This window comes from Yoonia sp. (genome assembly GCF_036007805.1).
In the GTDB taxonomy this organism is placed as follows: Bacteria; Pseudomonadota; Alphaproteobacteria; order Rhodobacterales; family Rhodobacteraceae; genus Yoonia.
In genome coordinates this window covers 1-26,412 of the sequence record NZ_DASYOK010000043.1, presented here as the reverse complement: position 1 = coordinate 26,412, position 26,412 = coordinate 1, and the positions used below count along the sequence as shown (strand labels likewise).

Genomic DNA, 26,412 nt, shown 5'->3' with positions numbered 1-26,412 from the left:
AGGCCAGAATGGCAATCCGGGAAGATAAAACAAATGGGAGGACTAAATAATGAAACTTTTTGGAAAACTTGCCCTTAGCGCGACCATATTGACGAGCGCGATGGCCATCAGTGGGGCCGCTGTGGCCCAAGGCTACCCAGACCGTCCGATAGAACTGATCGTGACCTTTGGTCCTGGCGGTGGCGCGGATCTGATGGGCCGGACAATGGCGCAACTGATGGAAGGTCCACTGGGCGCTCCGATCCCTGTGTCCAACGTTGGTGGTGCGTCGGGCAACGCCGGTCTGACACAGCTACGCACCAATCCCGCCGATGGCTATACCATGGGTACGCTGATTTCGCTGACGGTGGCGTCATGGGCCTCTGGCCTTGGCGACAACAAACCCGAGGATTTCGAAGTGATCGCAGTCGTGCAGAGCTCGCCTTCGTTCCTGTTTGTGCCATCGCGTGGTGACCACCAGACAGCCGAGGCCCTCTTTGAATTCGCAAAAGCAAATCCTGGCGCAATCACAGTAGCGACGTCCGGTTATGGCACACAGGACGATGTGACGCTGAAGCTGTTGGCAAATGCGGGTATCGCAATGGAAAACGTGCCGTTTCAGGCGCCCGCCGAACGCTATGCATCACCCATCGGTGGCCATACATCTGCGATCTACGAGGAACCCGGCGATGTCGCGCAATTTATACAAGCCGGTCAACTTACCCCGGTTGTCGTCTTCGCCGCAGAGCGTCATCCTGAATTCCCCGATGTGCCGACATCGGCTGAACTCGGCATCGATATATCCGGTCTTGATAACTACCGCAGCATCGCTGTAGCCGCCGGAACACCGAGCGATATCGTTGAAAAACTTGCAGAAGCCGTTGCGACGGCGACCGCGTCAGACGAATGGCGGGCGTTTTGTACAAAGACCTATTCATGCATCACGCCTGTCACAGGTGAAGCGGCACAAGCCATGGTCAGCGACTTCCGCGACCTGATTGCCGCACAGCTCGCCAACTAGGCTGGCAAGCATCATGGCGTCGATCCAAAACAAGGAGCAGTACCGGACGCCAAGGACCGGGGGGAGGCTCCCCCCCGGACTTGGCCTTCTTTTGCCGACACTCTTGCCGCTCGGGCTCTTGGTGATGGCCATGATCCTGCCCGGCTTCATGTTCGAAAGCGATCAGACAGCAAGCACGATAGGTTTGGGCCCGGCAGCTTGGCCAGAAGCGATCCTGATGGCCATGGCGGTGTTCTGTGTTCTGTGGATTGCACGTGATGTCTGGGCGCTTGGCGCGGCGGGCCGTCGGCCGACGCTGTCTTTTCCGGTCGAAGATGACCACTATCATTTTGGCAAAGCCCTTATCGGATTGCTGTTGATCATCGCCTATGGCTGGTCCCTGCCAGTCTTCGGCTTTGCGGTCACGACCACCATTTTCATCATGATCTGGTGTCTGTTTGGCGGGCTTCGAAACGTCTTGGTCTTGATTCCGGTCACCGTGATCGGGACGATTGGTCTGATGTGGCTGTTCATGGGCCTGGCGCTGATGCCGTTGCCGCGAGGCTACGGTGTCTTCGACAATTTCAGTATCTGGTTGCTGCGCGCAACTGGCATCTACTAGCGGATAGGAAACACCATGGCTGCGTTAGAACTTCTTGGCGGCGGGTTTCTGGCCGCATTCCAATTCTGGGCATTCATGACCATCGTGACCGGACTTCTGGTCGGCGTGGTGGCTGGGGCATTGCCTGGTATTTCATTCGTCAACGCCATGGCGATGGCCTTGCCGTTTACCTATGTCATGGAACCAACGCAGTCGATGCTGTTTCTGGGCGGCATCTACGTCGGCGGCGTCTTTGGCGGCTCGATATCGGCCATTCTGATCAATGTGCCCGGCACACCCGCGTCTTTACCCGCCACCTGGGACGGATACCCGATGACCAAGCGTGGCGAAGCGAAACGCGCATTGACGATTGCTGTGACCGCCTCGGCGGTTGGCGGGCTTGTCAGTGCCTTGGTGCTGACATTTCTGTCGGCTCCTTTTGCCAGTTTTGCGCTCAAATTCTCGCAGCCTGAATTCTTTGCAGCGACTTTGCTGGGGCTGGTCAGCGTGATTGCGATCGCCAAGGATCAGCCTGTCATCACGATGGTTTCGCTCTTGCTCGGCATCGCGATTGGGACTGTCGGTGTTGATCCCCTTTACGGTCAGGCCCGGTTCAGTTTTGGCGTGCCCGAAATGGAAAGCGGCATTCGTTTTGTTGTGGTGATGATTGGCCTTTTCGCCATTGGTGAAGTTATCGACCTTTTGGCCACAGACAGGGACCTGAGACCCAAGAAAACAGGCGGCAAAGCGATCGGGGCCAAATTTCGTGACATTCTCAATGTCAAAGGGGCGATTGCACGTGGCACCGGAATCGGCTGCCTTATTGGTATGATCCCAGGCGCGGGTGCCACGCCAGGTGCCGTGATCGCCTATGGCATCGAAAAGCAGGTCTCCAAACGCGGCAGCGAGTTTGGAACAGGGGTAGAGGAAGGCCTTGCAGCCCCCGAAGCCGCCAAGAATGCAACGACGGGTGCCGCAATGGTCCCGCTGCTGACATTGGGCATCCCTGGAAGTGCCGCCACCGCGATCATGCTGGCCGCGATGATGTTGCACGGGGTCAGCCCAGGACCGCTTTTGTTCATCATGGACCCCACGATGGTCTATACCATCTTCGCCGCTATGATCATCGCCAACATTCTGATGATCTTTGCCGGGATCGGTGTAGCCCAGCTCTTTTCGACCCTGATGCGGACACCTCCCGCAATTCTCGCGGCCTTTATCATCGTACTAAGCGTCGTTGGCGCCTTCGGGGTGCGCAACAACATATTTGATGTTTATGTCTGCCTTGCCTTCGGGGTATTGGGGTGGGGAATGAAGCGGGTTGGATTTCCATCGGCGCCTTTGGTTCTCGGCGTCATCCTAGGCCCCTTGGCAGAACGTTATTTCCTGACATCCATGGCAAACTTCAAGCAGGACTGGACAGTGTTTTTCACCCGCCCCATCAGCGCTACGATATTGGGTTTCGCCCTTATATTTATTTTGTGGTCGCTGGCACCAGGTCTGAAGCGCGCCTTACGCAGGCAGGAATAATTTCCGCAAGAAAATGGTTTTCCACAAGTTGCCTGTGGCCCGTGAATACAGGAACTTGAGAAGGAGAATGGTCAACCTGCCAGAGCGCATTGTACGCTAATCAGACTTCCGGCAAACGCTTTTTCCCGGTGTCAGCTTGTGGAAGTGCCGCTTCTTGGTGCTTCCACTGGGTCTGAATTTAGTGAAACTCACCAATCGCCCGATACTGACCAACGGAGTGGGGCTTTGAGTCGCAGAAAGAATGCAAGCGACTCTAGCCACGTTTTGAATTTGAAAAATAACCCATCCCATCCATCTTTCGAAGTTGGCCCGAGAGAGGCCGTGACCCGAGAGCGTCCAGGCGGTCCAGTGCCATAAAAGCCGTGCACAGGGTAGGGTCATTAGTAGGGGATTAGTAGGGGATGTACGTCAAACGTTATCCTGTATCGTCCGACTTTTTCCAAAACAGAGACGAAAATTAGTCAAGCAATCATAATGGGTTGTCCGATTGCAAGCGGCTTCGTCCGGTCTCGTCCAACACTCGGACCTCAAAATTCGTAAGGACAAGGTCGGCGGTTCGAGTCCGTCATGCGGCACTATTCTTAACTGGTTTTTTGATAGGAATGGGTACTTTCGGCCCAAAGCCAACTTCCATTGATGGTAGTCGGTGCTGCAGTGCGGCCCGTTATTGCTGCCGTTCATGCAGAGCGCAGCATATTGACCAGTGAAACGTCGCTCAGCGGACGAAGCGCTATTTCGCGGCGGCTGCGCCAAGGCCTGCTTGCGAGAAATCGGTCTGTCAGAAAATGTCGATCCCGCCAGTGACAGAAACGGTTGAGTCTAGACCGGATTTGGTTCAGCTGCGGAGCGGCTCTGAACGTTTCAAATCGTGTTGCCGCTGAGGTTGTCGCTAGCTCCCAACAATCTGTAAACCTGCAACGACCACGGCTGCGCAGACCAATAATCCCGAAACGAGTGCCGCAAGACCATCACGTAAGATGAATGCCATAGCGATCACCAGAACGACGGATGCAAAAGCCGTGCCTGCGAACGGGACGATTTCCAAAAACGGCATTGCTAGGCCGAGGGCAATGCAATTGCAAAGCAGCAGGACGCGCGTCGGGCCGCGGGTGAGCCAGATCCAGCGGCGGCTGAAGACGGTTTCGATGCGCCCTGCGACCCAATCGGCGCGTTGCAAACCAGCATTCAATCGCTGGAGGTGAATAGTCTTGCGGCGGAGGCGCGCTGGCAGCCAGGTGGTCCGCCACCCCAGCAAAAGCTGGATCGCGAGTGCTGCAATGGACAACCCGCAGGCCGTCGTTACCAAGGGAATGCCCGAAAGCGGGCTGACGGCAACACAGGCAATCGCCATCAGGAGGTAGAGTGGTCCAAGCTGGCTCAGCCGGTCGGATATTTCACCGACCGACATCTGCCTATTCAGCTCTCGGCCACGGTTCAACCGTACCATCGTGCGGGCAAGTGTGCGGCTGCGAAAACGCTTGGGTGCTGCGGACGGAGCGTTCTGTTTTTGGATCATTCGTATGAGTAGTTAAAGGTGATCTCCGTTCCGTCGGCGCGGGTTAGCGTCCGGGCATAGATTTCAAGGGGGCCAAGGTCGTCATCGACAAACCCGTTTACGATGACCTCTTCGCCCACCTCTGCGGGCACCCAGTTTGGCCCTACGTAGATGCGGATAGAACCCGTTGCATCGGCAAGACGGAATTCGTCCTCGTCGGTAATGCGCTCGACTGTGCCTTGCACAGTCACCATCGAGCCGCGTTGCGCATCGACGATGGCGGTGAGCTGATCGGCCAAAGCCGCGGTGGTGGAAAGGACTGCAAGCAGTGCGGTTGCTGCCAATAACTTCATTGTTTTTCTCCTGAATTATAGGTGGTGTGTTTGGTCGGGATTGCAGTGTGATTAATCGAGGGCGACAATCAACAGGACCACGATGGCAACGCCTGCGATGACAAGCCAGGATTTGGGTACGCGGATTTCAACCTCGCCTGAGAGCCATTTATCCACTTTGCGCAGGTCGACTTTGTTAGACTCATTCATTGTTTTTCTCCTATTCAAATGGGTCTTCATGACCCGGTGAAAGAAGATATGGATGGAGCGCCTGACAGCAGTCTGACGAAATGTCAGATTTTCGGGTTTTGAAAGGTCAAAAGGAACGCGCATCCGCCGCCCGCCGGAGCCTGCACCACGATCTTGCCACCCTGCGCGCGTTGGAGACGATCCACGATTGCCAGACCGAGACCTGCTCCGCCCGGAACCGCGTCCGCCCCCCGCCAGAACGGTTTGAACAGTTCGGTCGTGGTCGCCAGTGAAACGCCCGGTCCGTGATCACGCACAGCAATGACGGGACCCGGGCCAACCGTGACCGAAACCGATCCCGGCCCGCCGTGCAGGATAGCGTTCTCAATGAGGTTAGACAGAGCGACTTCGACGCTTTCTGCGTCGGCATTGGCAATTGCCGGGCCTTGAGGCAACGACAGCGCAAGATCAACGTCATTTGCGTGCGCAAAAGGCGCAAGCCCCGCGACGACCGCTTCGGCCACTTCTGACAGGTCAATCGCCGCGTCCTGCGGCACGTCCACGGCCTCTGTACGAGATGCGACCAGCACTTGTTGGACCGTGCGCGACAAGGCGAGGATATCTGAGCGCAGTTGGTCTGTCATCTCGCCCGGTGGCAATGCGTCCAGACGCGCAACAAGTACTGCGACAGGGGTTCGCAAGGCATGCGCGGCCTCAGCTGCATTGCGTTTTTCGCTGGCGAGGGCCTGCTCCAACCGGTCGAGCGCTCTTTGGGTTGCATCCACCAGATCGGCGATCTCGGCAGGGGCGTTTTCTATGAAGGGTGGCAGTACGTCTGCGCCGGGTTTTATGGAGCGGGCCCACCTTGCGGCCACAGCAACCGGCGCGAGATCACGACGCAGAAGGACCGCACTGGCGATGATCAAAATCAGCGCCATGGGTAACACGGGCAGAGCCACGTGACGGTAGAATTCACGCAGAAACGCCGCCCGCATCAGGTTCGCAGGGTCGGAAGCCATAACAAATACGACTCGAACGCCATCGGTTCGCTCGGGAAGCTCACGCCCCGCAATGAGCAAGGGATTGGCAGCAGTGCCGAGTCTGATTACCCAGTCATCCGCATAAACATCATTGGCAAACGGCGGGATCAGATCGGCATTCATCGTTTCTTGAACCGCGCCGCCGCGATCAACCACGGCAAACGCATAGGCTGCGGGGTGGTCCGCATAAAGAGATCGCAGGTTTGCATCCGGCACCACAGACATGCCGTCCATGCCGGCCTGCAACCGCTCGATCTCGTGGATCAGGGCCTCATTTTGCAATTCCCGCTGGTCGGAGCCATAGTAAATTCCGACAATCGCGATATTCAGAACGACAATAACCGCTGCAATCATCGTCAGCCGCTGCGTCAGACGTTGCGCGAGGGTGGGCGCGCCCATCATATGGCCTCTCGCGGCATCATCCATCCAATTCCGCGAACCGTGACGATCGGGAGGGCACATTTTTCTGCTTCAAGACCACGCCGCAGCCGCGACACCGCAGCATCCAGTGCATTTGGGGTCACCTCATCGTCAAAGCCGTAGATCGCCTCTTCAAGAATGCGCCGCGCAACGACCCGACCCGTTGCCCGCATCAATTGTTCCAGAACGGCAACCTCCCTGCGCCCAAGGGCCATAGGCGTCCCGTTCACTGTGACACTGCGTGCTGCCGTATCCAGTTCCAGTTCCCCGATCCGGAGTAGCCTGTCTGACCGATCCCCCGGTCGCCGCAAAACAGCGCGACAGCGCGCCACAAGTTCTGGCATCTCGACCGGTTTGACCATATAGTCATCCGCCCCGCCATCCAGGCCCGCCAGACGGTCTGTCAACTGATCCCGTGCGGTCATCACGATCACCGGCACCCGCCCGTTGCGGCGTAAGTCTGGCAACAGTCGGAGCCCATCTCCATCGGGCAGGCCGAGATCCAGCAGGACGAGGGCATAATCGGCCAGTCTTGCTGTTTCGCGTGCATCTTCAGCAGTGCCGACATGATCAACTGTGAAACCAGCCCGTTGCAGAGCGTCTCTAACGGCATCCGCCAATGGAGGGTGGTCTTCAACAAGCAAGACGCGCATCTCACGAAAATCCTTCAAACAAAATTGCGCCTCGGCTGCAAAGCGCGGGGTAAGTGAAAAATAAGATCACCAAGCCAAAATACAATTCCACGCTGCGACAAGGACAAGTCACGTCGTTTGTCGGTACTCAACCTGACCGTCGTTTGACGGTATTGCGTCAAAGTCAAAAGGTGTGTGCTACCTGCGACGAGTAGCGTTTCGTTGCAGGCGCACCTGAGCCTGAGCCCTGAATGGCCGCTTGCGTGTATAGGACAGTTTGCCTTTGCAGGTACAGCGAAGGTCGGCTCCCGCCCCACTTCCCGGGGCAGCACCCCACCAACCACCTCGCTGGGGCACACCCTCATCGGCCATGTTAGGGTCCGGACTTCGGCAACGGGTCTTTCCGAGTCAAGTCATTTTCCACAAAAAAGCTGATCCTGCCGAAGCAAGAGATCTGCATTTTTTGGGTTCCGTGCCTGATCGTCACTCCACTTGGTAAATAGGTCCTTTGGGCACATGCTTCGGTCCGTGGTCAGCGCTTGGCTGCCGACATGATGCTGGTTCGATATAATTCCGATGTGTCCGTCTCATAGGCGTGCTCAACGATGGTAGAGCGTCTTATGCGGGCCATAGGCTGCCGGGGCGTCGCGCCACCTTACGCCATTGCGATTGATGAAGATAATCCCGCTCAACACGCGGCGGTCATCAACGCGAGGTTTGCCATGGGACTTCGGGAAAAAGGGCTCAAGACGCGCCATCTGCCCATCGCTCAACCAAAACAGATCAGACATGTTCACCGCCATTTTTGCTGCGATGAATCACGCAACTAGACGGAAATCAATGGGTCCTGACCCTAAGACGATGTAGCGGAATTGTCGAAAGCCGCACCGTCAGGCGACAATCGCGCATGATCCATGACTTTGCAGATTGCGTGATCGACGAGACGACCGATCAGGTCTCACGCTCCGGTGAGCCTGTACATGTGGAGCCTCAGGTATTTGATCTACTCGTGGCATTGGCACGTGTCGCTCCGGGAATGCTTAGCTATGATGACATGATTGAACAAGTGTGGCAGGGGCGGATCGTATCTGATGCCACCCTGAGCGGACCTGTCGCGTATTTTTGCCGCCTCGGGTGCCGGCTTAAGCCACTTTCCTTTCGAAGGCGACGGGACTTTTCCAGCCCAGTGCTGAGTGCCGACGGCGTGGCTTGTATTTCGCGGGTCCGGATGTAGCTGATGTGCCTGCCCATTTTGGTTCGGCCTGGCCGCACCAAAGTCCCGATCCAGCAGCTTTGGGGGCGATGTTGAACGTATGATCGCTGTCGGTTGTTGCCTTGAACTTGCGTGTTCTCTCAACAGTCATCCCGATCTCGTGCATCAAGGGCCCAACCTGGCGGTACCCCACATCTGCACCGGCCTCCTTCAGCTTTTCGTTCATTCAGGGCCTGCCATAGCTATCCCGGCTCAGACGCAACTATTCCTTAATGCAGGCCAAAACAACAATATCAGTGCGCTGCCTGCGACTGGCGGGACGGTTCCAGATCACGCTCACCGTCGACAATGGAACGGATGATCCGCATGCCGGTCGTATCAGTGATGTCAGAGATAACACGATGAAGTTGCAGGTGCATCTCCATGAGTGCCTTCTGCATATGCTGAATTTGGGCTGCGGCAGATCACAGGTCAAAGAGAAAACAATGCAACAATCTATTTTACAGAGTAATTCAGTGGTATGAAAAATACCTACTATAGCGTATTTGTGTGAATGAGTGGCAAAACGCAGCTGTTACGAGTTTTTGTATTTGTAAATGTCGAGACGCGCACGGCGCGCGCGAACCAGATTGAAGCATACAACCTACGGAACTTTTGATGGCCCTGGAAACAGTTCTAATTGTTGAAGACGAACCTGATATCGCATCAATGCTTGAGGAAGCGCTTTCTGTTGCACAGTTTGATGTTGTCATTGCGCCTACCCGCAAAGCGGCCATAGATGCACTGGAAAGGCAAACCTTCGATATCGCACTCATCGATCTGAGGCTCCCCGACGGGAGCGGCCTTGATCTCGCGCGTGAAATACGTGCTGCCTCCGCAACACCGATTGTCATGATGAGCGGTCAGGCGGATGATATCGACAGGATTGTTGGGCTGGAAATGGTCGCTGACGACTATCTGGAGAAGCCGTTTTCACATCGCGAACTGATCGCACGGTTTCGTGCCATCCTGCGGCGATACGAAAATGACACAAGCGATAGCAGCAGCTCTGCGATCCCAACAACGAATGCCACACTCACGTTCCATGGTTTCACTTTGGCACGGGCAGGAAGAGAGCTATGCGACAGCGAAGGCAACCAGGTCGAACTCACAACGCGTGAATTTGATGTTCTCTGGATTTTGGCAGAGAACCAAGGGAAGGTCCTGTCGCGGCAGGAAATCTATGTCTCTTCTGGCATGGGCAAAGGCCTTGCCGACCGGCAGGTCGATGGTTTGATCAGCAGATTGCGCTCCAAACTCTATAGTGGCGGGGATGGCCCGCGCAAAATTCGGACTGTCCATGGACGTGGCTATATCCTTACGGATGCCTAGAGTTTACGAGTTTTTGACCAATTTTCATAAATTTCATCATCGGCGCCCCGCAGCGGGCTAATTTTTATTGCTTATTCGGATCAGTCAATCATCCGAGGTAAGCAAGTGTATCAATTTTTCGCACCGCGCAGTTCAAGCAAATCACCTATACGACTTCCGCAAGAGTATCGTGAAAAGGCACGTTGGCACCCCAAGCTTGGCGACACTTTCCCTTTTTGCACTTTCAACACAAGTGTTGGGACAAAGAGCCTTGCCGAGCTTTCCGGCAGCAACTGGATCTACTTTTTCTCACTCCCTCGGGCTTTCACCCCGGTTTGCACGGCAGAACTTGTCAGTTTTGCCCGCTACCAGGCCGACTTTCATGCAAACGGTGTACGTTTGATCGCGTTCAGCCAATCGACGGTTCAGTGTCAGCGCGATTGGTTTGCCATGGTCGATGCACAGTTCGGGATCAAGATTGATATTCCTTTCATTGAAGATCCCAACCTGGCGCTGGCCAAGTGTTTCGGGATGGTCCACCCCAAAGAAAGCTCTGAACATATGATCAGGAAGAGTTTTGTGCTGGACCCCAAGCAGAGAATTCGCAGCATGGTCGAATATCCTGCTGGCATTATGCGCAACGCGGCCGAAGCTTTGGGTCATGTGACAAACCTGCAGCAATATGACCGGACGGCCGGACGGATCGCAACGACACAAGAGCAAGCCATTGCCCCACTGTTGTTGCTTGATCGTGCCGAACCGGTTGTGCCGCGGCGGGTCAGCTCAAAACCTGTCTTTAAGGACGACATTACCCTTCAGGGTGTCGACTAAAGCAATTGAAAAGTCTGGATCACCCCGCTGGGAAGCGACTTTCCGGTTAGGCTGCGGAACAATCCGATCCATGTATGAGTTTTTAACAAACTTTTATAAAGTTTAACAGTTTCGCCAAACAAAAGCGCCTGACCGTAAAGTATGGTTGCAGGGGCATCTTATGGGACGGTGTCGTGACTGTGCATCTTCCGTGTTTGAAATGTCGTATCAGATCACAACGGATCGCTCCCTAGAGGTTGTGGGCGTTTATCCCCCTGCGCTGAAACCTGCGCCTGTCGGGATGGAGAGACCGCGATCCTCGGACCTACGAGTGAAAAGGAGTAACATATCGTGACAAATTATCGGCTGATCTATGCATCCAGTCATAACAACCTCAGCTTTGAGGCAATTGATCAGATCCTGACGGTCTCTCGGTCGAACAATGCGCGCGATTATATTTCTGGCGCACTGATTGTCAGCGAACGCTATTTTCTGCAGGTCCTCGAAGGGAACCGCGCAAAAGTCGCAATGCGGTTCACAAGCATCATGAAAGACCCCAGGCATAATAGTATAGAGGTCATCAGCGCACGTGATAACGCTCAAAGATTGTTTTCCGATTGGACGATGCGCGAAATCATGACGATGTCTGTCAAGGACCGGATCATGACACCCTACCTCATCGACGCGCAGTTCATTCCCATCAGGCTATCGGAGGCACGCATAATCGAATTATGCCAGAAATTATCATTGCCAGACAGTCTCAAGCGCGTCGCTTAAACTGAACCAGAAAAGCTTTGGGGCTGCACCATGTTACATCGTTACGCGCGTGAAAGTGCAGCAAAAACTCTGGATGCCTTTCCAAGCCTACACCAAGATAGTTCTTGTTCACCATACGGGCAAAAGACCGCTCCAATGAAGACGAGCTTGATTGCAGTCCTCGTTCTGGCGGCATTGTCATGTGCGGCGAATGCGGCAGACCTGACACTCTTCAATTCGATTTCCTTCATTTTTGGTTCAATTTTTGCCATTATCGCACTGCGATTGGTCGGGCTTCCTGCTGCTGTCTTTGTCGCATTCGTCGGCGGTATCTACACTGTTTTTGCATGGGGGCATTACTTTGCCCTCATCACAGTTGTTTGTGAGGTGGCCTGCGTTGGATATTTGCTGCGGCGAATGGAAAACGTGGTCTTGGCAGATATGGTCTTTTGGGGCGCTATCGGGCTACCGCTTGTCACCTTTTTTTATGTGATAGGGCTTGATCTGTCTTTTGAGAGCGGTTCGTTCATTGCCATCAAACAGGCGGTCAATGCTGTTTTCAACGCTGTCCTTGCGGGACTTTTACTTTTCCTCATGCGGTTTGCCGGCCTGTCAAGGGCATTGATGCTGGGCGAGATGACCCTGCGGACCATGATGTTTAAAGTCGTCGCATTCGTGGGGGTTACATCGACGGTCGTCATCATCATTCTGGAAAGCCGCGCGCACTACCAACAAGCAATCGATAACGTCGAAAGACTTTTGTCGGCGGTCTCAACAACAGTGGCAAGAACCATCAGCGAAACAGGCGAGGTTGCACCGCTTGAACCGACCGAATTGCAAAGGCTGCGCGATTTATTTTCCCTGTCTCAAGTCACTTTCGAGCCCTTGCGTGATCTGTCGGTTTCCGTCACCGCGCCAGATGGCAATGTGGCCGTTCTGCTGGGCGATCCCACGTTTTCCCGCTCTGACGACGATACAGATTTTTATTCGCCGCAGTTCGGCCGGTGGTCACCGGCGGTCGAGATGCCGGAAATGCAGCGTTCATTGGGCAGCCGCTATATCCATGTGGCCAAGGTAGCGTCGACAGATTTTGACGGCGCACTCACGATCGAGCTGTCTGCCATACCGGTCATCAACTTTCTGGAAAGCGACGGTCGGCAAAATTTACTGTTAATGGCCACGATTACCATCCTGATCCTGAGCGTCACCCACGTCCTGATTTCCTGGCTTGTGTCGCCATTGTCTGTTCTTTCTTCCGCCAGCAGGCAGTTGGGTGATCGTATTCTCTCAGGTACGAAGCTAGAGCCTTTGCCAACTTTCCACCTACGCGAACTGGATGAACTTGCAGGGACAATGTGTGGTATGGCCGACACGCTGTCCGAGAGCTTCAAAAAGCAAGACGATCTGGCGAGAACACTGGAACAGCGCGTCAGAGAGCGGACAGAACAGCTTTCTTTGATGTCGCGGGTGGCACAGCAAACAACGGATGCCGTAATTGTTACAGACGACCATGGACACACGACTTGGGTGAATAGATCATTCGAGCGTCTGACCGGATATAAACTGGAGGAAATGCTTGGAAAATCCCCTGGCAGTGTTCTTCAAAAGGAGCCTCCGGCGGAACATGTCCTTGAGAACATGCAGACCAGCCTTGCGCGTGCGGATTCTTTTCATGTCGAGCTTGTGAACCATAGGAAGGATGGCACACCTTATTGGGTAGAGATCCGATGCAACCCGATGGTGGGAAGCGATGGGCGGCACACCGGCTTTATCGCAATCGAAACTGATATAACGGAGCGCAGGGATCTGACCAGATCTCTCAATACTTCGCTCCAGCGCCTACAGCTTGCAACCGAGGCCGCAGAACTTGGCGTTTGGGTATATTATGAAAAGACCGGCACGCTTGATTGGAATGACCTGAACTACAAGCTTCATGGCTTTGATGAAGCTGCGACTGACGATCTCTTGTCATTCTGGCTTGCGCATATTTTCGAAAAAGACAGAGGTCTTGTCGAAGATATTTTCAACAGTGACATACACGAAATCGGTACAACGAAGATTTTGGAATATCGTTTTGTATGCCGCGAGCGCGGGATCAGGACGATGATTGCGACCTTCGGCGCATTCCGTACGTCGGATGGTGACACGAGGCTCACCGGCGTGACACGGGATGTGACAGAGGAACGTAATACACAACGCCATATTGAAGAGACAGCAAGTCACACACGGGCGATCCTCGACAACGTTATTGACGGTGTTATCGCAATTGATGCCGAAGGAAAGATCACTTCGTTTAACAAGGCAGCCGAGAAAATGTTCGGCTACACCGGTGAGGAAATACTGGGGAGTGATATTTCCATTCTCATGACGGAAGAGCAGGCCATCTTCCATTCGGGTTTTGTCAAAACCTATCTGGCCACCGGCAGAAAGAAAGTCATTGGCCGGCTCACTGATCTTCGGGCGCAGCGTAAAGACGGAACCGTCTTTCCAATCCTGCTGGGCGTTACAGAAGTGAAAACGAAAAGCAGCCATTTCTTTATTGGAATCATCCGTGACGCATCGGCCGAAAAGCAGTTGCAAGAGCAGCTGCGTCAGTCGCAGAAACTTGAGGCGGTCGGCCAGCTTACTGGTGGCATCTCGCATGATTTCAACAACCTGCTGACTGTCATCCTTGGCAGCGCCGAAATGCTTGCAGACCAACTGGATGATCGTCCTGAACTCAAGCGGTCTGCGGAAATGGTATTGTCTGCGGCGGAACGTGGTGCAGAGTTGACCTCTCGTCTTCTCGCGTTTTCCCGCAGGCAGCCACTTTCACCCAGAGTTGCCGATATCTCACTTCTTCTTGATGGCATGCATGAATTGCTGGAACGCAGTATCGGTCAATTGATCTCGATTGAAATCATAACAAAAGAAGAAGAGTGTCTTGTCAAAGTGGACACAGGACAGTTTGAAGCGGCGATCTTGAACCTTGCATTGAATTCCCGGGATGCAATGCCGGATGGTGGGACACTGAAGATCGAAATCGCCGAGAGGACAATCTCAGACGCCCGTGATTGGGTGGGCCATGACCTTCCTGATGGAAAATATTTCTCGGTAACTGTCTCTGATACCGGCGCTGGCATGGATGAAAATCAGCTAATACACGCGTTCGAGCCGTTTTTTACAACCAAGGATGTCGGTCGCGGTTCGGGTTTAGGGCTGAGCATGGTCTTTGGCTTTGTGAAACAGTCCGAAGGACATATTTCGATTACTTCAGAAATTGGCGAGGGGACAAAGGTTGAGCTCCTGTTTCCGGTCGTGTGAGGCTAACAAGAATGGATGCGTTAATGAGTAATGTGGATTTACCCTCAGTGGACAATACAACGATCATGATCGTGGAGGACAATGCGCTTGTGCTTGAGCATGTCGTCGAGTTGGTCAAATCTCTGGGATACAACGTCATTGAGGCTTCTGATGGCGTGCAGGCCTTGGAAAAACTGGATCAGGACATCACGGTTGACCTTCTCTTTACAGATATGGTGATGCCTGGTGGTGTGTCCGGCAGAGAGCTTGCAGAAAAGGCGATCAAGAAGCGCCCAGACCTGAAAGTGCTTTTTACGACCGGGTTCTCGACGGATGTCAGTCATACCAACAATATCATGGATCAAAATGTGAATGTCTTGAAAAAACCTTATAGGAGGGCGACGCTGATCGAGAAATTAAACATGGCCTTGGGATTGCAATAGCTTTCAGGACTGGCGCGGGTTTGTGCAAAAAAGCCATGAAATTCAAGAAAAGCGCAGTCACCCTAAAAGCAAAAAACAAACCTGTCATAAACGATAAAAAGCGCCTGAAACCCTTCACTTTAAGGCTAAACTCTGCAACGTTTGGGCGACTGCAAAGTTGAATACGTGCAAGAGGTTTTCTGAAGAGTATTTACACGGAATTAATACGAATAATTCCACTATTCGATAATTCCATAGGATGATGGAGGGACGAACATGGACGTTACGAAAGACGATCTGTTCTTGTATCACCCAGACCCCATGTGGATCTATGATCTTGAGACTTTGCGGTTCCTGGATGTTAACGAAGCTGCAACTGCGAAATACGGTTATAGTCGGCGTGAATTTTTGACGATGACAATCGCTGACATTCGCCCGCAAGAAGACCTCCCTGCACTGACCGCCGATCTTGCCATGCCAAACGAAGGGCGAAGTGAATCCGGCGTATGGCGGCACGTCGTGAAGACCGGGGAAATCATTCATGCCAATATCACCAGTCACACGCTCACACGCGATGGGCGCACCGCAAAATTGGTCGCAGCACGAGATGTTTCACGACTTGTAGAGGCAGAAGAGAGCGCGAGACATGCTTTTGAGCGCGAACAGGCTGCTCGAAAAGCCAGTGATGGGCTGGCCCGTCAATTCCAGAGTATGTTTGACGCTGTTCCTGGCATGTTTTTGGTTTTCTCACCGGATAGCTTTGATGTTGTCGCCGCGAGTGACGATTACCTTGCTACTTTGCGCCTCAAACGCAATGAAGTCGTTGGTCAGACACTGTTTCATATCCTGCCGGATCTGCCGGAAGATGGCTCTTATACGCAACTGCGTGCTTCATGCGACCGTGTCGTCGGAAGCGGCGCGACAGACAATCTTGAGATATTTTCCGTCCTTGTGCCGCTAGCCGATCCTGCGCAGGGCCAACGGATACACCGTTGGATAGCATCCAATTCTCCGGTTGCGGGTCCGGATGGTAAATTGCTTTATCTCATGTTGCGTTTGCAGGATGTGACAGATTCAAGGATTCCGAGTGATATTGATATTGGCTGGAATGATCAAACGTCCGCCCCTGCCAGCCTGAGCTTCGAGAGCGTTGCCCATATCGCAGAGCTGCAAAAAGACAATCTGCGCCTGTTGAAGCAGTCAAACCAACTGAAAACGACGCAGCGGCTGCTCGACACAGGGACATGGAGTTATGCAGTCAACGCGGACTATCTCGAATGGTCGGGCAATCTTTATCGCATGTATGGTGCAAAGAAGCAGACCTTTGGTCATGGGTTCGAAGATTACGTCGCTTTGGTCCATCCGGATGATCGCGAAGAGATGCTCGAAGACTTCCGGCTCTTCATGGAGTCGGAGCAGAGTATCTTCTCGTTTGGACATCGCATTATCCTTCCCGACGGCGAGGAGGTTCACTTGCAGGGCGTCGCCGAACGTATCGATACCGATCAAGGGGTGGTGTTGCAGGGTGTGGTCCAAAACGTCACGCAAAGCGTCGAGACAGACAGGACCCATGCCCGTGCCAGACGGATGCTGGAAATTGCCGGGCGCGCAGCAAGGTTCGGAGCATGGCGCTATGATATCGCAGCCCAGCGTGTTTACTGGTCTGACGAGACGGCGCGTATTCACGATGAATTACCTGGCTTTTCACCAAATGCCGCAGAGGCCAATGAATATTACCTTCCTGCAGACCGCGACCGTATTGATCAGAAATTTATCGCCTGTCTCGAAAACGGCACGCCATTCAATGATGTTTTCGAAATCATGTCAGCCAAGGGCCGCCGTCTTTGGGTGCGGACAACCGGAGAACCGGAACATGATGAAAACGGCGCAATAATCGGATTGCAAGGCGCATTTCAAGACATCACCGAACTGATGACGGAGAAAAGAAGTGCCACGCAGTCCAAAAGACTTTTGGAGATCGCGGGGCGTGCGGCAAAGCTTGGCGGGTGGAGTGTGTCACTGGATGATCAGCGGGTCTCATGGAGCGATGAGATTGCGGTGATCCACGAGTTGCCACCGGGTATCCGCCCGACCTATGAAAGTGGGATTTCCTACTTCGCACCGGAAGACCAAGATGGGGCACGGCAAGCTTTTGAAGCATGCGCAACCAAAGGCATACCTTTCGATGACCTCCGCTATCTTGTTACTGCCAAGAACAACCGGATCAGAGTGCGTTCGCTTGGGGTCCCCGTAAAGGATAGCAATGGCAAGATCATCGCAGTCCAAGGGGCGATGCAAGATATAACCGAGCTTGCGAACGCACAAAGGGAAGCCGATGAGCTGAGCATGCGGCTCGCGGATACCCTGGAAAATCTAGGCGAGGCGTTCTTCACATGCGATCGCGAGCGGCGCTTTACATATCTGAACAGTTGGGCGGAAAACCTGCTTGGAAAAGACCGTGGCGAACTTGTCAATCGCTACCGTTTTGACGATTTTCCCGCGGTCTTTGGGAGCATGCGGGACAACAAACTTGTCACCGCACTCGAGACTGGCCAAACCGTGCGGCTTGACCACAGGTGCGATCAAATCGGCAAGATATTCAACATCAGCGCGCACCCAACCGCGACAGGCCTTGCGGTCTTCGTCAAGGATGTCACTGAAGCGCGTCATCGCGACGAGCAATTGTTGCTTCTGGGAGCGGCGGTTGGACACATCAATGATGTGGTCATCATTACCGAAGCCGACACTGTCGAGAAAGCACTGCAAAGCAAAATCATCTATGTGAACGAAGCCTTTACAAATCTGACCGGTTTTTCATGTCAGGAGATTATTGGCCAGAGCCCCCGCGTGTTGCAGGGCCCCAAGACCCAAAAGGCGGAACTGAGGCGTATCAATGAGGCGCTCTCGGCATTCCAATCTGTCACTGCCGAACTTATCAACTACACCAAGGACGGCACAGAGTATTGGGTAGAGCTGGCAATCATGCCAATCACCGATAGCGACGGATGTTGCACACATTTCGTCTCGATCCAGAAAGATATCACCGCGCGTCGCCATGCCGAGGAAACGCTGCGTTTCTCCGATGAACGTTTTCGTCTCTTGTCCAAGTCGACCAAGACCGCGATTTGGGACTGGGATATCAAGCAAGAGCGCCTTTGGTGGAGCGATGAAATGGCCGATATATTCGGTCATCGCCCCGCACCAGAAGGCAGCATCCCAACCGTCTGGCGGTCACATGTCCATACGGATGATCTTGATCGTATACTTGACGCGATGCACCGCCTGCTGTCCGGCGAGACGGACGCAATCAGCGAACGTTACCGGTTCCGCAAGGCCGATGGAACATGGACCACTGTCGAAGACCGCGGGTTTGCCATCCGCGACGAGACCGGCAAGGCGATCCGCGCCCTCGGCAGCATGATGGATGTGTCTGAAAAGATACGGATGGAGGAAAGACTTTTCCATTCACAGAAGATGGATGCAGTTGGCCAACTCACGGGTGGTGTTGCGCATGACTTCAACAATTTGCTGACCGTCATTATGGGCAATAGCGAGATGCTCCAAGACAGATTGGACAAGGAACATCCCTTGCGCCGATATGCCGATCTTACCGCTATGGCCGCAGAACGGGCGGCGGAACTGACAAGCCGGCTTTTGGCATTTTCGCGCAAGCAGGCGCTCCAGCCTCAGGTTCTAGATGTGAATGTTGTGATTGCCGGTCTGGAAGGGATGATGCGGCGCACCTTGGGCGAGAACATCGACATAGAAATCGTCCGCGCCGGTGGCTTGTGGAAAACCGAGATAGATCTGGGGCAGCTGGAAACAGCTTTGCTGAACCTCGTGACCAATGCACGCGATGCGATGCCGGATGGCGGAGCTTTGACGATCGAGACGGCAAATACCTACCTCGACGACGATTATGTCGCCATGGAAGATGGGCTGACCGTTGGTCAGTATGTGGTCATCTCGGTCAGTGATACCGGGCATGGCATCGGTAAGGGTTTGGTCGACCGTGTTTTTGAACCCTTCTTTACGACAAAGGCCATCGGCAAAGGGACTGGTCTGGGGCTGAGCATGGTCTACGGCTATGTCAAACAGACAGGTGGACACATCAGGGTCTATTCCGAGACCGATGAAGGAACGACATTCAAACTCTACTTTCCACGATCCTACGCCAAAGAAGCGAGTCTACAGCCAGAGAAGGCAAACCAACGACTGCGTGGCGGTGCGGAAACGATACTGGTCGTTGAAGATGATAGCCTGATCAAAGAGCAACTGACGGCGCAGTTGCGCGGGCTCGGTTACACAGTTTTCAGTTCAACAGAGGGGCAGTCAGCGTTGGCCAAATTGCGCGACCATCCCGAAATCGACCTGCTCCTGACGGATGTCGTTCTTCCAGGTGGAATGAACGGACGTCAGATCGCCGATGCCGCGCGTGCGGAAAGACCCGATCTCAAAGTTCTCTATACCTCGGGATATTCCGAAAATGCCATCGTCCATCATGGGCGCGTTGATCCGGGCGTCGATCTTTTGGTCAAACCCTATAGGCGCGCAACGCTCGCTGCAAAAGTCCGCAAGGTTTTCGACGACTGATCAGACGGTAGAGTTATCTGCGGAAATTTGCGCATCAACTGGTGCGGATGGCCCGAAAAACCGAAGTGTCAGTGATGTTGCGAACATAGAATGATCGCGGACTACTGCACGGCAAGAAATGTTCCAACAACCGGACCCGAAATAGCGTCAGTGACAGTGGCCACACCAGCAGCCATGCCGCCCACAGCATCTGCATCATTTCCGATGAAATCTCCAGTCATGGCCACATCAATCCCAATGACCGCTCCTTCATTTGTTAGGAGGTTGCCCATCAGATCAAAACTGATCGGATAATCATTAGACCGATTAGCCATGTCAAAACCGCCCACAAAAGGGATTTCATCAGCTAAAATCGGAACCGCATTCGCATCGACGACGGTGAGGCTCGCGCCGTCATTGCTGTGAAAGCCGCTTGCGTGGCCGCTCACGTTTGTTGTCTCGAAATCCACATTGATTTGAATATCGCCGGCGATGTCAGAAATGGGCGCATTCGTGACAGACAGCATGACATAGCCTGAGTAGAGAGCACTGCCTGCACCATGCCCCTGTGGTAGATTTTCCAACGGCGTTAGGTTGTTGATTTCATAGTCTTTTTCCAGCAGACTGTAGGCGCCGCTGATCTGATCGTATGGTGTCTCTACTTGGTCGGATGTACCACCTCCGCCGCAGCCAATCAGCAAAAGGACCGGTAGAAATACTATCGTTTTTGGGCACGCAATCGCCATATCAATTTCCGATCTTAAATTCCGCGTTCGACAACAAATCAAAACCAGGCTGGTCACATCTAAACGGTAGGGCCCTCGCCAGGTGAGGGTATGGCGAAGGCCCTGTTTCCGGTGAGTGGCCGGGGTTGGGTAACTTTTTCAAATCATGGCGGTTCTTCGGGTTGGATCTTTGGCCTGCGTGCTGCTTTGCCAAAAGCCGCCGCCGGATGTCTTGGTCAGGGACTTGCGCACGCGTACGGCCAAGGCGAAAGCCACGGCACTTTCCCGCGTCGAAGCTGAAAACTCCCTGAACGCATCCAGGTCGTCACTTTGGATTTTCTTCATGCAAAGATACATCGGACCATCCTTCCAATTGCATTTCATGCGCTTCATGAACCAAGTAACGGACCCAACTGTGAAATTGGTTCAAGAGTTGTGAAATTTCGTATCAGACCTTTTATCCGCCCCGTTTGAGGGACGGAATTCTGTAAGCACGGCTATCAGCTGCGCTTTGGGGGCAAGCAGAAGGCGTACACTCAGAAAACAAAGTGATCTGCGTGTTCATAAATAGTCATGCTGCTGAGGAAATCCTCAATTTCTTCAACACCAATGAGAGTCAGGCTGTGATCATCCGAGAAAAAGATTATCGCATCACCTTTTTCAAAATGGGTATTCTCGGCCACCCAGCTGTCCAGAGAGGTATCTTGCAACAAACTGTTTGCGATCAAGATGCTATCCACACGATCATCAAAATCGTGAATGATATCGTGACCTGCATTAAAGACAAAGGTATCAAAGCCGCTACCGCCCCAAAGTTCATCATTTCCCAAGCCGCCGTCCAGCAGATCATTTCCCGAATAACCATGCAGGATATCATTTCCGGCGCCACCAAAGATGAAATCGCCATTACCACGGCCAAGTTCGGTTGCCTGTTCTGCGCTGTTTATTCCCTGCATCAGGCTTGCGTATCCGCCGCCGCCACTGAGGGTCTCATCACCATCGCCACCAAGGATGATGTCGGTCCCCAAATCTCCAACAAGCGTGGTCATATTGGGTTCCCCGAGGATCAAATTGATCGCAAGCGGGTTATCCAGAGCATAGCCGATAATCTGTTCGATTGTCTCTAGTGCAAGGAATCTTGCGCTATCATTCTTGTTGATTGTTAACATCACGACCTCATGCGATTGGTCGAAGTCGATGACGACACTCCCCTCCTGCACGACTTGTAAGGTTTCGATTAGCCGGGATTCACCACTGGCTGTACCGTCTGCGATGTCCAGATTTGTGATTGTGACAGCTTCGACGTCATTCAGGACGCCCAAATCAAAGTCAAACTGGATCGCCTCATCTGCAAGACTTCCGACTGTCACAAAGACCGTGAACGCATCATCAGTTTCGTAGTAGTAGCGCATCTGGCTGCTTGCAAAGTCTCCCACGGCACCAAGGAAATCACTTTCAATAACATTCTCGGTCAAAAGTTGAAGGATCGCGGCTTGCGGTGAAAGGAAATCAGACAACCTGTCGGTCACTGTTGTCGACGACATAGTATCTTTAAAGCGAAATTCGCTTGTGATGCCCCATGCTGCGGCGCTGTCGACGCCCGCTTGCATGAAATACGCAAATAACTCTAGCGTATTTGCCGCCCCGGCAAGCTCATATGGCAAACCGCCAGCGTCATTTGTGCTCGTTGTCCAGGCTGAGACGTAGTATTTGAAGTCATCTTCGCCGATGCCATACTCGGCCAATCTTTCGGCCCAGAAATCAACAATCGCGCCACGCTGGTTGAGCGCGCTTTCCGCATGACCCAATACGTTTGAATTGACCGCTAAAACATGGTGACGCACTGCATCGATATATTGGACAGTATCGTCAAGAATACCGGCCAAAATGCGATCAAGAGCTAACTGACTTTCGTTATAGCCGAGTGTCTCGGAAAGCAGGTAGTCCAATCCCTCGAGTTCGGGAATTGGATCACCGGACCCATCAAAGAACGCGTCAAAGTAGCCGGCATCCTTGAGGTTGTTGAACTCGAAACTGCCGCGGCCCATCTGGAAATTGATTTCATAGTTGATGTCGCTATCTTGCAACTGAACAGTGATCTCCGAGATCATTGCCTTTGCAATCAATGCATATTCGATGGGATTTGAATATGCCTCGTTCCCGATATCCAGCGTGATGACTTCGGGCAAAACGCCATTGTTGAAATGTCCTGATTTCAATCTCTCCAGAAACACGGCGACATCATCGCGGGCGATACCCATTGCCAACTGCCGCACAGACTCATCTGTGAAATCCGCACCCTGAAAATATCGCTGGACAGGAATGACGACCCCTATGTCCACTCCGCGCGACACCGCAAGATCAAGGACTTGGCTGAATGTCGCCACATCATCGCGCAGGAGATGGTTTATATCGTCATATTCGAGCGCTACGGGGCTGATCAGTTCTGGATGGGTCAAATCAAAGGCAAAGTTCGACCTGTCACCTTGCAGGGACGCAAGGTTAACCTCGTCCGTCCCGAGACGGATACGCCCATCTATAACATAGCCAGTCTCTGACACCTCACCGCCGGGGAAGCGAATATCGGTTAGTCCCAACGTATCGATATGTTCCTGAAAGTAATTGAAGCCAAAATTGTTGACCGCGATGGCGCCAAAATGGTCTGTGGTTAGCTGCCCGACGACTTCAGGGCTATTGGAAGAAAAGATAGCGTCACTTATCAGAAAACTCATAGTTGACCTTTCTTGTGGAAAAGACCCGGCCGATGGGAATGCGGGCGGTCATTGTCCAATTGCGACGATTCCAGAATGAGGACTCTGCGTTTCATCAGCGGGGAGTTTCTTTTCTATGATTGCGGTACAGGTAGCTCTGCCCACAGGTCAGATAATCTTGGTGGCTGTGACACTCTCGGCGCTGCGCTCTGCATCGCGGCCACAAGTTGCATTGTTTGGTGACAGGTCCGTCTGGTGTGTGACGTTGAGGCCTCGATTGTCTTGATCCGAAGATCAGGCCCGATAAGGAAACTTCTGTGCAGGGTCGCGCCAGAACCGTCCCTTTGCTCTTGAAGGCCAAGGCGTTGTGCAAGCTTGGTGTCTTGATCAGGTACCAGTCTCGCAGTCATGGACTGTCCCGCGATTGCAGAAACATCGACTGACAATTCCTGCAGTAGCCCAAGGTTCATCGTGCTGACACCCAAGACTTTGATACCTGTGTCACATAAAACATCAGATGCAACTGCATAGGAAAAGAGTTGGTCAAATGATGCCGAGAAGGAACCGCTCAATCCGAAAATGTAGACCCAGTTCCCTTCGGCCCAGTCCCAAAAATCTATCGGGCCTGCGGTTGTCGGTGATGTGAAATTCGGAAAGATATCACCTGGACGGCGGCCGTGTTTGCCATTGACCACACCGCTTGGTGTTCCGATGAATGATTGCCTGACCTTGTCTAGCAAAAGTCGTGCATTGAGAGACATCGCAACCTCCTGTTGAAAGCGTTGCCTCTTTTTTGAAGTGCAATTGGTCTGGCATTAGGACGAAGATGTAAAATTATGTCCAAAGTATTGTTTGGAATGTCTAAAATCTTGGGTTGTGTGGTTCGTCAACCGGCTTTGATTGGGTTCAGATTCCATTCGTCGGTGGCTGTTGCGTTAGGTTCAGGACCCATTAATCGGCTTGATGCTGAGTTGTTGTCATGATTCACGAACCCCATTGATTTGGGGAACAGATGAGTAATCCCTATTGGCTGACAGAAGCGCAAATGGTGCGGCGCCGACCGTTCTTTCCCAAGAGCCGAGGTCGACAACGCGTTGATGATCGGCGGGTATTAAGCGGAGTTATCTTTATCAATCACAACGGCTTACGCTGGTGTGATGCACCGGCTAACTATGGCCCACCCAAGACGTTGTACAACCTCTGGAAGCGATGGAGTGATATAGATGTATTTGCGCGGATCATGACTGCGTTGGCGGCAGAGGCCCGGACAACAAGACAATCTCAATTGATGCGATCTACCTCAAAGCGCACTGCATAGCCTCAAGCTTGCGGTTGAGAAAGTGGGGCGTGGGTGTCTGAATGGGCAGACAAAGGGCGGCATGAACACCAAGCTGCATGCTGTCACGAACACCAGTGGTCTCCCGATCCGCTTCTTCATCACGGCTGGTCAGGTCAGCGACGACACGGAAGCCATGGCTTTGCTGAGCAGCTTACCTGAGGCAGAATGGCTCTTGGCCAACAGGGGCTATGATGCAGATTGTTTCCGAGAAGCCTTGGTGGAAAGGGCCACAAGGCCCTGCACTCCGGGTCGAAGGCCCGCAACAAGGTCGTCAGAGACGATAAGCACAGTTACCGACGCCGCAATCGTATCGAGCGCATGTTTGGTAGGCTCAAAGACCGGCGACGCGTCTCAACCCGCCATGATCTTTGCCCCAAGGTCTTCCTGTCGCCAATCGCTCTCGCTGCAGCCGTCATATTTTGGTCAGCGTCCTCACCCCCAAGCATCTAGCAATACACCGATATACTGATTAGCTGATTACCTTGGTAGCGACATCAAGTTTGACCTGGCGAAGAATAGTCATCACCACAGTCTTTGCACTGTCCTTATCCCGCATCAAAATTCGTAACCTCAGATGCGCCAGCGCGAGTCAGCTTAGCAGCACCAGTCCGCTCAATACGGTAGATATTTCGGAGTTTTGGCTGCCTCAGGGCCTGATTGAGGCTTGTGTTTTCTGCCCGAAGACCGGACCTTGGCGCCCCTAGCAACAAAGCAAGTGCGCTGCTTCCATGGTTGATATTCTTGACGGGCTCATCGCGGCATTCTGGCTGGTCGTCACCTTTGACGCCGAGCTTTGGGAAATCAGCCTGCGCTCGCTCCGCGTGACGTTGACCGCGCTGGTGATTGCCTCTGTCATCGCAATTCCGTTAGGCACTTTCCTTGCGGTGCAGCGGTTCCGCCATCGCCGGTTCGTTATCTCGATGATCAATGCCTTGATGGGTCTGCCGCCTGTCGTTGTCGGGCTTGTTGTCTATATACTTCTGTCGCGGTCCGGCCCCTTTGGTGTGCTGAATCTGCTCTTTACGCCCACAGCGATGATCATCGCGCAGGTCATTATCATCACGCCGGTCATTGCCTCGATCGCGCACCAATCCATGCGGGAACTCTGGGCCGAGTATCATGACCTGCTGATATCGCTCAACACATCGAAAAGGCAGCGGATCATGACGCTGATCTGGGACGGGCGTCGCAATTTGCTGACGGCCGCACTTGCCGGATTCGGGCGCGCGATTGGCGAGGTGGGCGCGATCATGATCGTCGGCGGCAACATCGACAACGTCACCCGTGTGCTGACCACAGCAATTGCACTGGAAACGGGCAAGGGTGACTTTGCCTTGGCGCTTGGTCTTGGCTTTGTCCTGATCGGTCTTGCGATCTTTGTGAATCTTGCCATCCACACCCTCTCGCAAACCGAGCGGGAGGGCCGCTGGTGACACAGATGTTTCCACTGACCCTGAACAAGGTACTGGTACGCCGCCGTGGCAAGGTTGTGATTGGCCCAACGGACCTTGTGCTTGATGCGGGGGGACCGACAATCATGATCGGGCCAAATGGGGCCGGAAAAACCACACTGCTACGCGTGATGCACGGGATTGAGCGCGTCACGAGCGGCACGGTGACATGGCACCACGATGATCCCGCGCAACATGCCTTTGTCTTTCAATCGCCTATCGTCCTGCGGCGGTCCGCGGCGGATAATCTGGCCTATCCCCTCAGGCTCTTGGGGCGTCCAAAAGCCGAAATCGCGCAGGCCGTGGACCATTGGCTTGACCGGATCGGGCTGACCGAGCGCGCGGGTAACCCTGCGACACGCCTGTCCGGCGGCGAGCGGCAAAAACTCGCCATTGCCCGCGCCCTGATCCGCAAACCGCAGGTGCTGTTTCTGGATGAGCCTTGCGCCAACCTTGACGGCCATACGACACGCGACATCGAGGCGCTTTTGCAGGAAACCTCTGCCGCCGGTACCCGCCTTGTGATGTCCACGCATGATATGGGACAGGCCCGCCGTCTCGCG

General features: G+C 53.6%; 20 protein-coding genes and 3 pseudogenes. 12 read left to right on the top strand and 11 right to left on the bottom strand.

The features are described from left to right. The first annotated feature begins 49 nt into the window (after window positions 1-49). Genes VGP75_RS02535 through VGP75_RS02525 form a run of 3 tightly spaced genes read left to right on the top strand, consistent with a single transcriptional unit; the run spans window position 50 to window position 3,110 of the window. The gene (locus tag VGP75_RS02535; protein ID WP_327542150.1) at window positions 50-1,000 is read left to right on the top strand and encodes a tripartite tricarboxylate transporter substrate binding protein; all 951 of its coding nucleotides are present in this window, start codon (window positions 50-52) and stop codon (window positions 998-1,000) included. Between the two features lie 13 nt (window positions 1,001-1,013). Then, a complete protein-coding gene (locus VGP75_RS02530) occupies window positions 1,014-1,601 on the top strand; it encodes a tripartite tricarboxylate transporter TctB family protein (RefSeq protein WP_327542149.1) in 588 nt (195 codons plus the stop codon). 15 nt (window positions 1,602-1,616) lie between these two features. After that, window positions 1,617-3,110 carry a tripartite tricarboxylate transporter permease gene (locus VGP75_RS02525; RefSeq protein WP_327542148.1) on the top strand — a complete coding sequence of 498 codons (1,494 nt, stop codon included), beginning with the start codon at window positions 1,617-1,619 and terminating at the stop codon, window positions 3,108-3,110. Between the two features lie 889 nt (window positions 3,111-3,999). Here the strand turns inward: VGP75_RS02525 and VGP75_RS02520 are convergent. The 8 genes and pseudogenes from VGP75_RS02520 to VGP75_RS02485 form a co-directional block, all read right to left on the bottom strand. Further along, window positions 4,000-4,626 (bottom strand): exopolysaccharide biosynthesis protein, encoded by a 627-nt coding sequence (locus VGP75_RS02520; RefSeq protein ID WP_327542147.1) that lies wholly within the window; start codon window positions 4,624-4,626, stop codon window positions 4,000-4,002. Further along, a complete protein-coding gene (locus tag VGP75_RS02515; protein WP_327542146.1) occupies window positions 4,623-4,958 on the bottom strand; it encodes a single stranded DNA-binding domain-containing protein in 336 nt (111 codons plus the stop codon). Before VGP75_RS02515 ends, VGP75_RS02520 begins: the two co-directional genes overlap by 4 nt. Window positions 4,959-5,009: 51 nt before the next feature. Continuing rightward, window positions 5,010-5,147 carry a hypothetical protein gene (locus VGP75_RS02510; RefSeq protein ID WP_327542145.1) on the bottom strand — a complete coding sequence of 46 codons (138 nt, stop codon included), beginning with the start codon at window positions 5,145-5,147 and terminating at the stop codon, window positions 5,010-5,012. A gap of 83 nt (window positions 5,148-5,230) precedes the next feature. Next, on the bottom strand, window positions 5,231-6,565 hold the full coding sequence (locus tag VGP75_RS02505) for a sensor histidine kinase (RefSeq protein ID WP_327542144.1): 1,335 nt from the start codon (window positions 6,563-6,565) through the stop codon (window positions 5,231-5,233). Beyond that, entirely contained in the window at window positions 6,565-7,239 is a 675-nt protein-coding gene (locus VGP75_RS02500) for a response regulator transcription factor (protein WP_327542143.1), read from the bottom strand. The genes VGP75_RS02505 and VGP75_RS02500 overlap by 1 nt, the downstream gene beginning before the upstream one ends. Before the next feature lie 581 nt (window positions 7,240-7,820). After that, window positions 7,821-8,009, bottom strand: a pseudogene (locus VGP75_RS02495) (transposase); the annotation flags it as partial. A 424-nt stretch (window positions 8,010-8,433) separates the two neighbouring features. Further along, window positions 8,434-8,756: pseudogene (locus VGP75_RS02490) on the bottom strand (IS3 family transposase); the annotation flags it as partial. Further along, window positions 8,725-8,850, bottom strand: coding sequence for a hypothetical protein (locus VGP75_RS02485; RefSeq protein ID WP_327542166.1), 126 nt, complete (start codon window positions 8,848-8,850; stop codon window positions 8,725-8,727). The pseudogene VGP75_RS02490 and the gene VGP75_RS02485, both read right to left, overlap by 32 nt. 238 nt (window positions 8,851-9,088) lie before the next feature. On the opposite strand from VGP75_RS02485, the gene VGP75_RS02480 reads away from it, so the two are divergent. From VGP75_RS02480 to VGP75_RS02455, 6 genes are all read left to right on the top strand, one after another. Then, the gene (locus VGP75_RS02480) at window positions 9,089-9,802 is read left to right on the top strand and encodes a response regulator transcription factor (RefSeq protein WP_327542142.1); all 714 of its coding nucleotides are present in this window, start codon (window positions 9,089-9,091) and stop codon (window positions 9,800-9,802) included. Between the two features lie 105 nt (window positions 9,803-9,907). Continuing rightward, window positions 9,908-10,612: a redoxin domain-containing protein gene (locus VGP75_RS02475; protein ID WP_327542141.1), complete on the top strand. Its 705-nt coding sequence runs from the start codon at window positions 9,908-9,910 to the stop codon at window positions 10,610-10,612. 330 nt (window positions 10,613-10,942) lie between these two features. Continuing rightward, a complete protein-coding gene (locus VGP75_RS02470) occupies window positions 10,943-11,368 on the top strand; it encodes a BLUF domain-containing protein (protein ID WP_327542140.1) in 426 nt (141 codons plus the stop codon). Window positions 11,369-11,503: 135 nt separating this feature from the next. After that, on the top strand, window positions 11,504-14,650 hold the full coding sequence (locus VGP75_RS02465) for a PAS domain-containing sensor histidine kinase (RefSeq protein WP_327542139.1): 3,147 nt from the start codon (window positions 11,504-11,506) through the stop codon (window positions 14,648-14,650). Window positions 14,651-14,661: 11 nt separating this feature from the next. Then, a complete protein-coding gene (locus VGP75_RS02460; RefSeq protein ID WP_327542138.1) occupies window positions 14,662-15,072 on the top strand; it encodes a response regulator in 411 nt (136 codons plus the stop codon). A 255-nt stretch (window positions 15,073-15,327) separates the two neighbouring features. Continuing rightward, the gene (locus tag VGP75_RS02455; protein ID WP_327542137.1) at window positions 15,328-19,644 is read left to right on the top strand and encodes a PAS domain-containing protein; all 4,317 of its coding nucleotides are present in this window, start codon (window positions 15,328-15,330) and stop codon (window positions 19,642-19,644) included. A gap of 101 nt (window positions 19,645-19,745) precedes the next feature. Here VGP75_RS02455 and VGP75_RS02450 read toward each other — a convergent pair whose 3' ends face one another. The 3 genes from VGP75_RS02450 to VGP75_RS02440 form a co-directional block, all read right to left on the bottom strand. Then, window positions 19,746-20,369: a hypothetical protein gene (locus tag VGP75_RS02450; protein WP_327542136.1), complete on the bottom strand. Its 624-nt coding sequence runs from the start codon at window positions 20,367-20,369 to the stop codon at window positions 19,746-19,748. Between the two features lie 138 nt (window positions 20,370-20,507). Next, on the bottom strand, window positions 20,508-20,693 hold the full coding sequence (locus VGP75_RS02445) for a hypothetical protein (protein WP_327542135.1): 186 nt from the start codon (window positions 20,691-20,693) through the stop codon (window positions 20,508-20,510). A gap of 191 nt (window positions 20,694-20,884) precedes the next feature. After that, window positions 20,885-23,080, bottom strand: a complete 2,196-nt coding sequence (locus VGP75_RS02440) for a calcium-binding protein (protein ID WP_327542134.1) — start codon at window positions 23,078-23,080, stop codon at window positions 20,885-20,887. 991 nt (window positions 23,081-24,071) lie between these two features. On the opposite strand from VGP75_RS02440, the pseudogene VGP75_RS02435 reads away from it, so the two are divergent. The 3 genes and pseudogenes from VGP75_RS02435 to VGP75_RS02425 all read left to right on the top strand — a co-directional run. Next, window positions 24,072-24,848 (top strand): annotated as a pseudogene (locus tag VGP75_RS02435) (IS5 family transposase). A gap of 278 nt (window positions 24,849-25,126) precedes the next feature. Then, window positions 25,127-25,831 carry an ABC transporter permease gene (locus VGP75_RS02430; RefSeq protein WP_327542133.1) on the top strand — a complete coding sequence of 235 codons (705 nt, stop codon included), beginning with the start codon at window positions 25,127-25,129 and terminating at the stop codon, window positions 25,829-25,831. A 5-nt stretch (window positions 25,832-25,836) separates the two neighbouring features. Beyond that, on the top strand, window positions 25,837-26,412 hold a 576-nt coding region (locus VGP75_RS02425), incomplete at its 3' end, for an ATP-binding cassette domain-containing protein (protein ID WP_327542165.1).

Coding starts and splice junctions, on each gene's coding strand:
- VGP75_RS02535 (WP_327542150.1), top strand. CDS start 50: ATGAAACTTTTTGGAAAACTTGCCCTTAGCGCGACCATATTGACGAGC.
- VGP75_RS02530 (WP_327542149.1), top strand. CDS start 1,014: ATGGCGTCGATCCAAAACAAGGAGCAGTACCGGACGCCAAGGACCGGG.
- VGP75_RS02525 (WP_327542148.1), top strand. CDS start 1,617: ATGGCTGCGTTAGAACTTCTTGGCGGCGGGTTTCTGGCCGCATTCCAA.
- VGP75_RS02520 (WP_327542147.1), bottom strand. CDS start 4,626: ATGATCCAAAAACAGAACGCTCCGTCCGCAGCACCCAAGCGTTTTCGC.
- VGP75_RS02515 (WP_327542146.1), bottom strand. CDS start 4,958: ATGAAGTTATTGGCAGCAACCGCACTGCTTGCAGTCCTTTCCACCACC.
- VGP75_RS02510 (WP_327542145.1), bottom strand. CDS start 5,147: ATGAATGAGTCTAACAAAGTCGACCTGCGCAAAGTGGATAAATGGCTC.
- VGP75_RS02505 (WP_327542144.1), bottom strand. CDS start 6,565: ATGGGCGCGCCCACCCTCGCGCAACGTCTGACGCAGCGGCTGACGATG.
- VGP75_RS02500 (WP_327542143.1), bottom strand. CDS start 7,239: ATGCGCGTCTTGCTTGTTGAAGACCACCCTCCATTGGCGGATGCCGTT.
- VGP75_RS02485 (WP_327542166.1), bottom strand. CDS start 8,850: ATGCACCTGCAACTTCATCGTGTTATCTCTGACATCACTGATACGACC.
- VGP75_RS02480 (WP_327542142.1), top strand. CDS start 9,089: ATGGCCCTGGAAACAGTTCTAATTGTTGAAGACGAACCTGATATCGCA.
- VGP75_RS02465 (WP_327542139.1), top strand. CDS start 11,504: ATGAAGACGAGCTTGATTGCAGTCCTCGTTCTGGCGGCATTGTCATGT.
- VGP75_RS02460 (WP_327542138.1), top strand. CDS start 14,662: ATGGATGCGTTAATGAGTAATGTGGATTTACCCTCAGTGGACAATACA.
- VGP75_RS02455 (WP_327542137.1), top strand. CDS start 15,328: ATGGACGTTACGAAAGACGATCTGTTCTTGTATCACCCAGACCCCATG.
- VGP75_RS02450 (WP_327542136.1), bottom strand. CDS start 20,369: ATGGCGATTGCGTGCCCAAAAACGATAGTATTTCTACCGGTCCTTTTG.
- VGP75_RS02445 (WP_327542135.1), bottom strand. CDS start 20,693: ATGAAGAAAATCCAAAGTGACGACCTGGATGCGTTCAGGGAGTTTTCA.
- VGP75_RS02440 (WP_327542134.1), bottom strand. CDS start 23,080: ATGAGTTTTCTGATAAGTGACGCTATCTTTTCTTCCAATAGCCCTGAA.
- VGP75_RS02430 (WP_327542133.1), top strand. CDS start 25,127: ATGGTTGATATTCTTGACGGGCTCATCGCGGCATTCTGGCTGGTCGTC.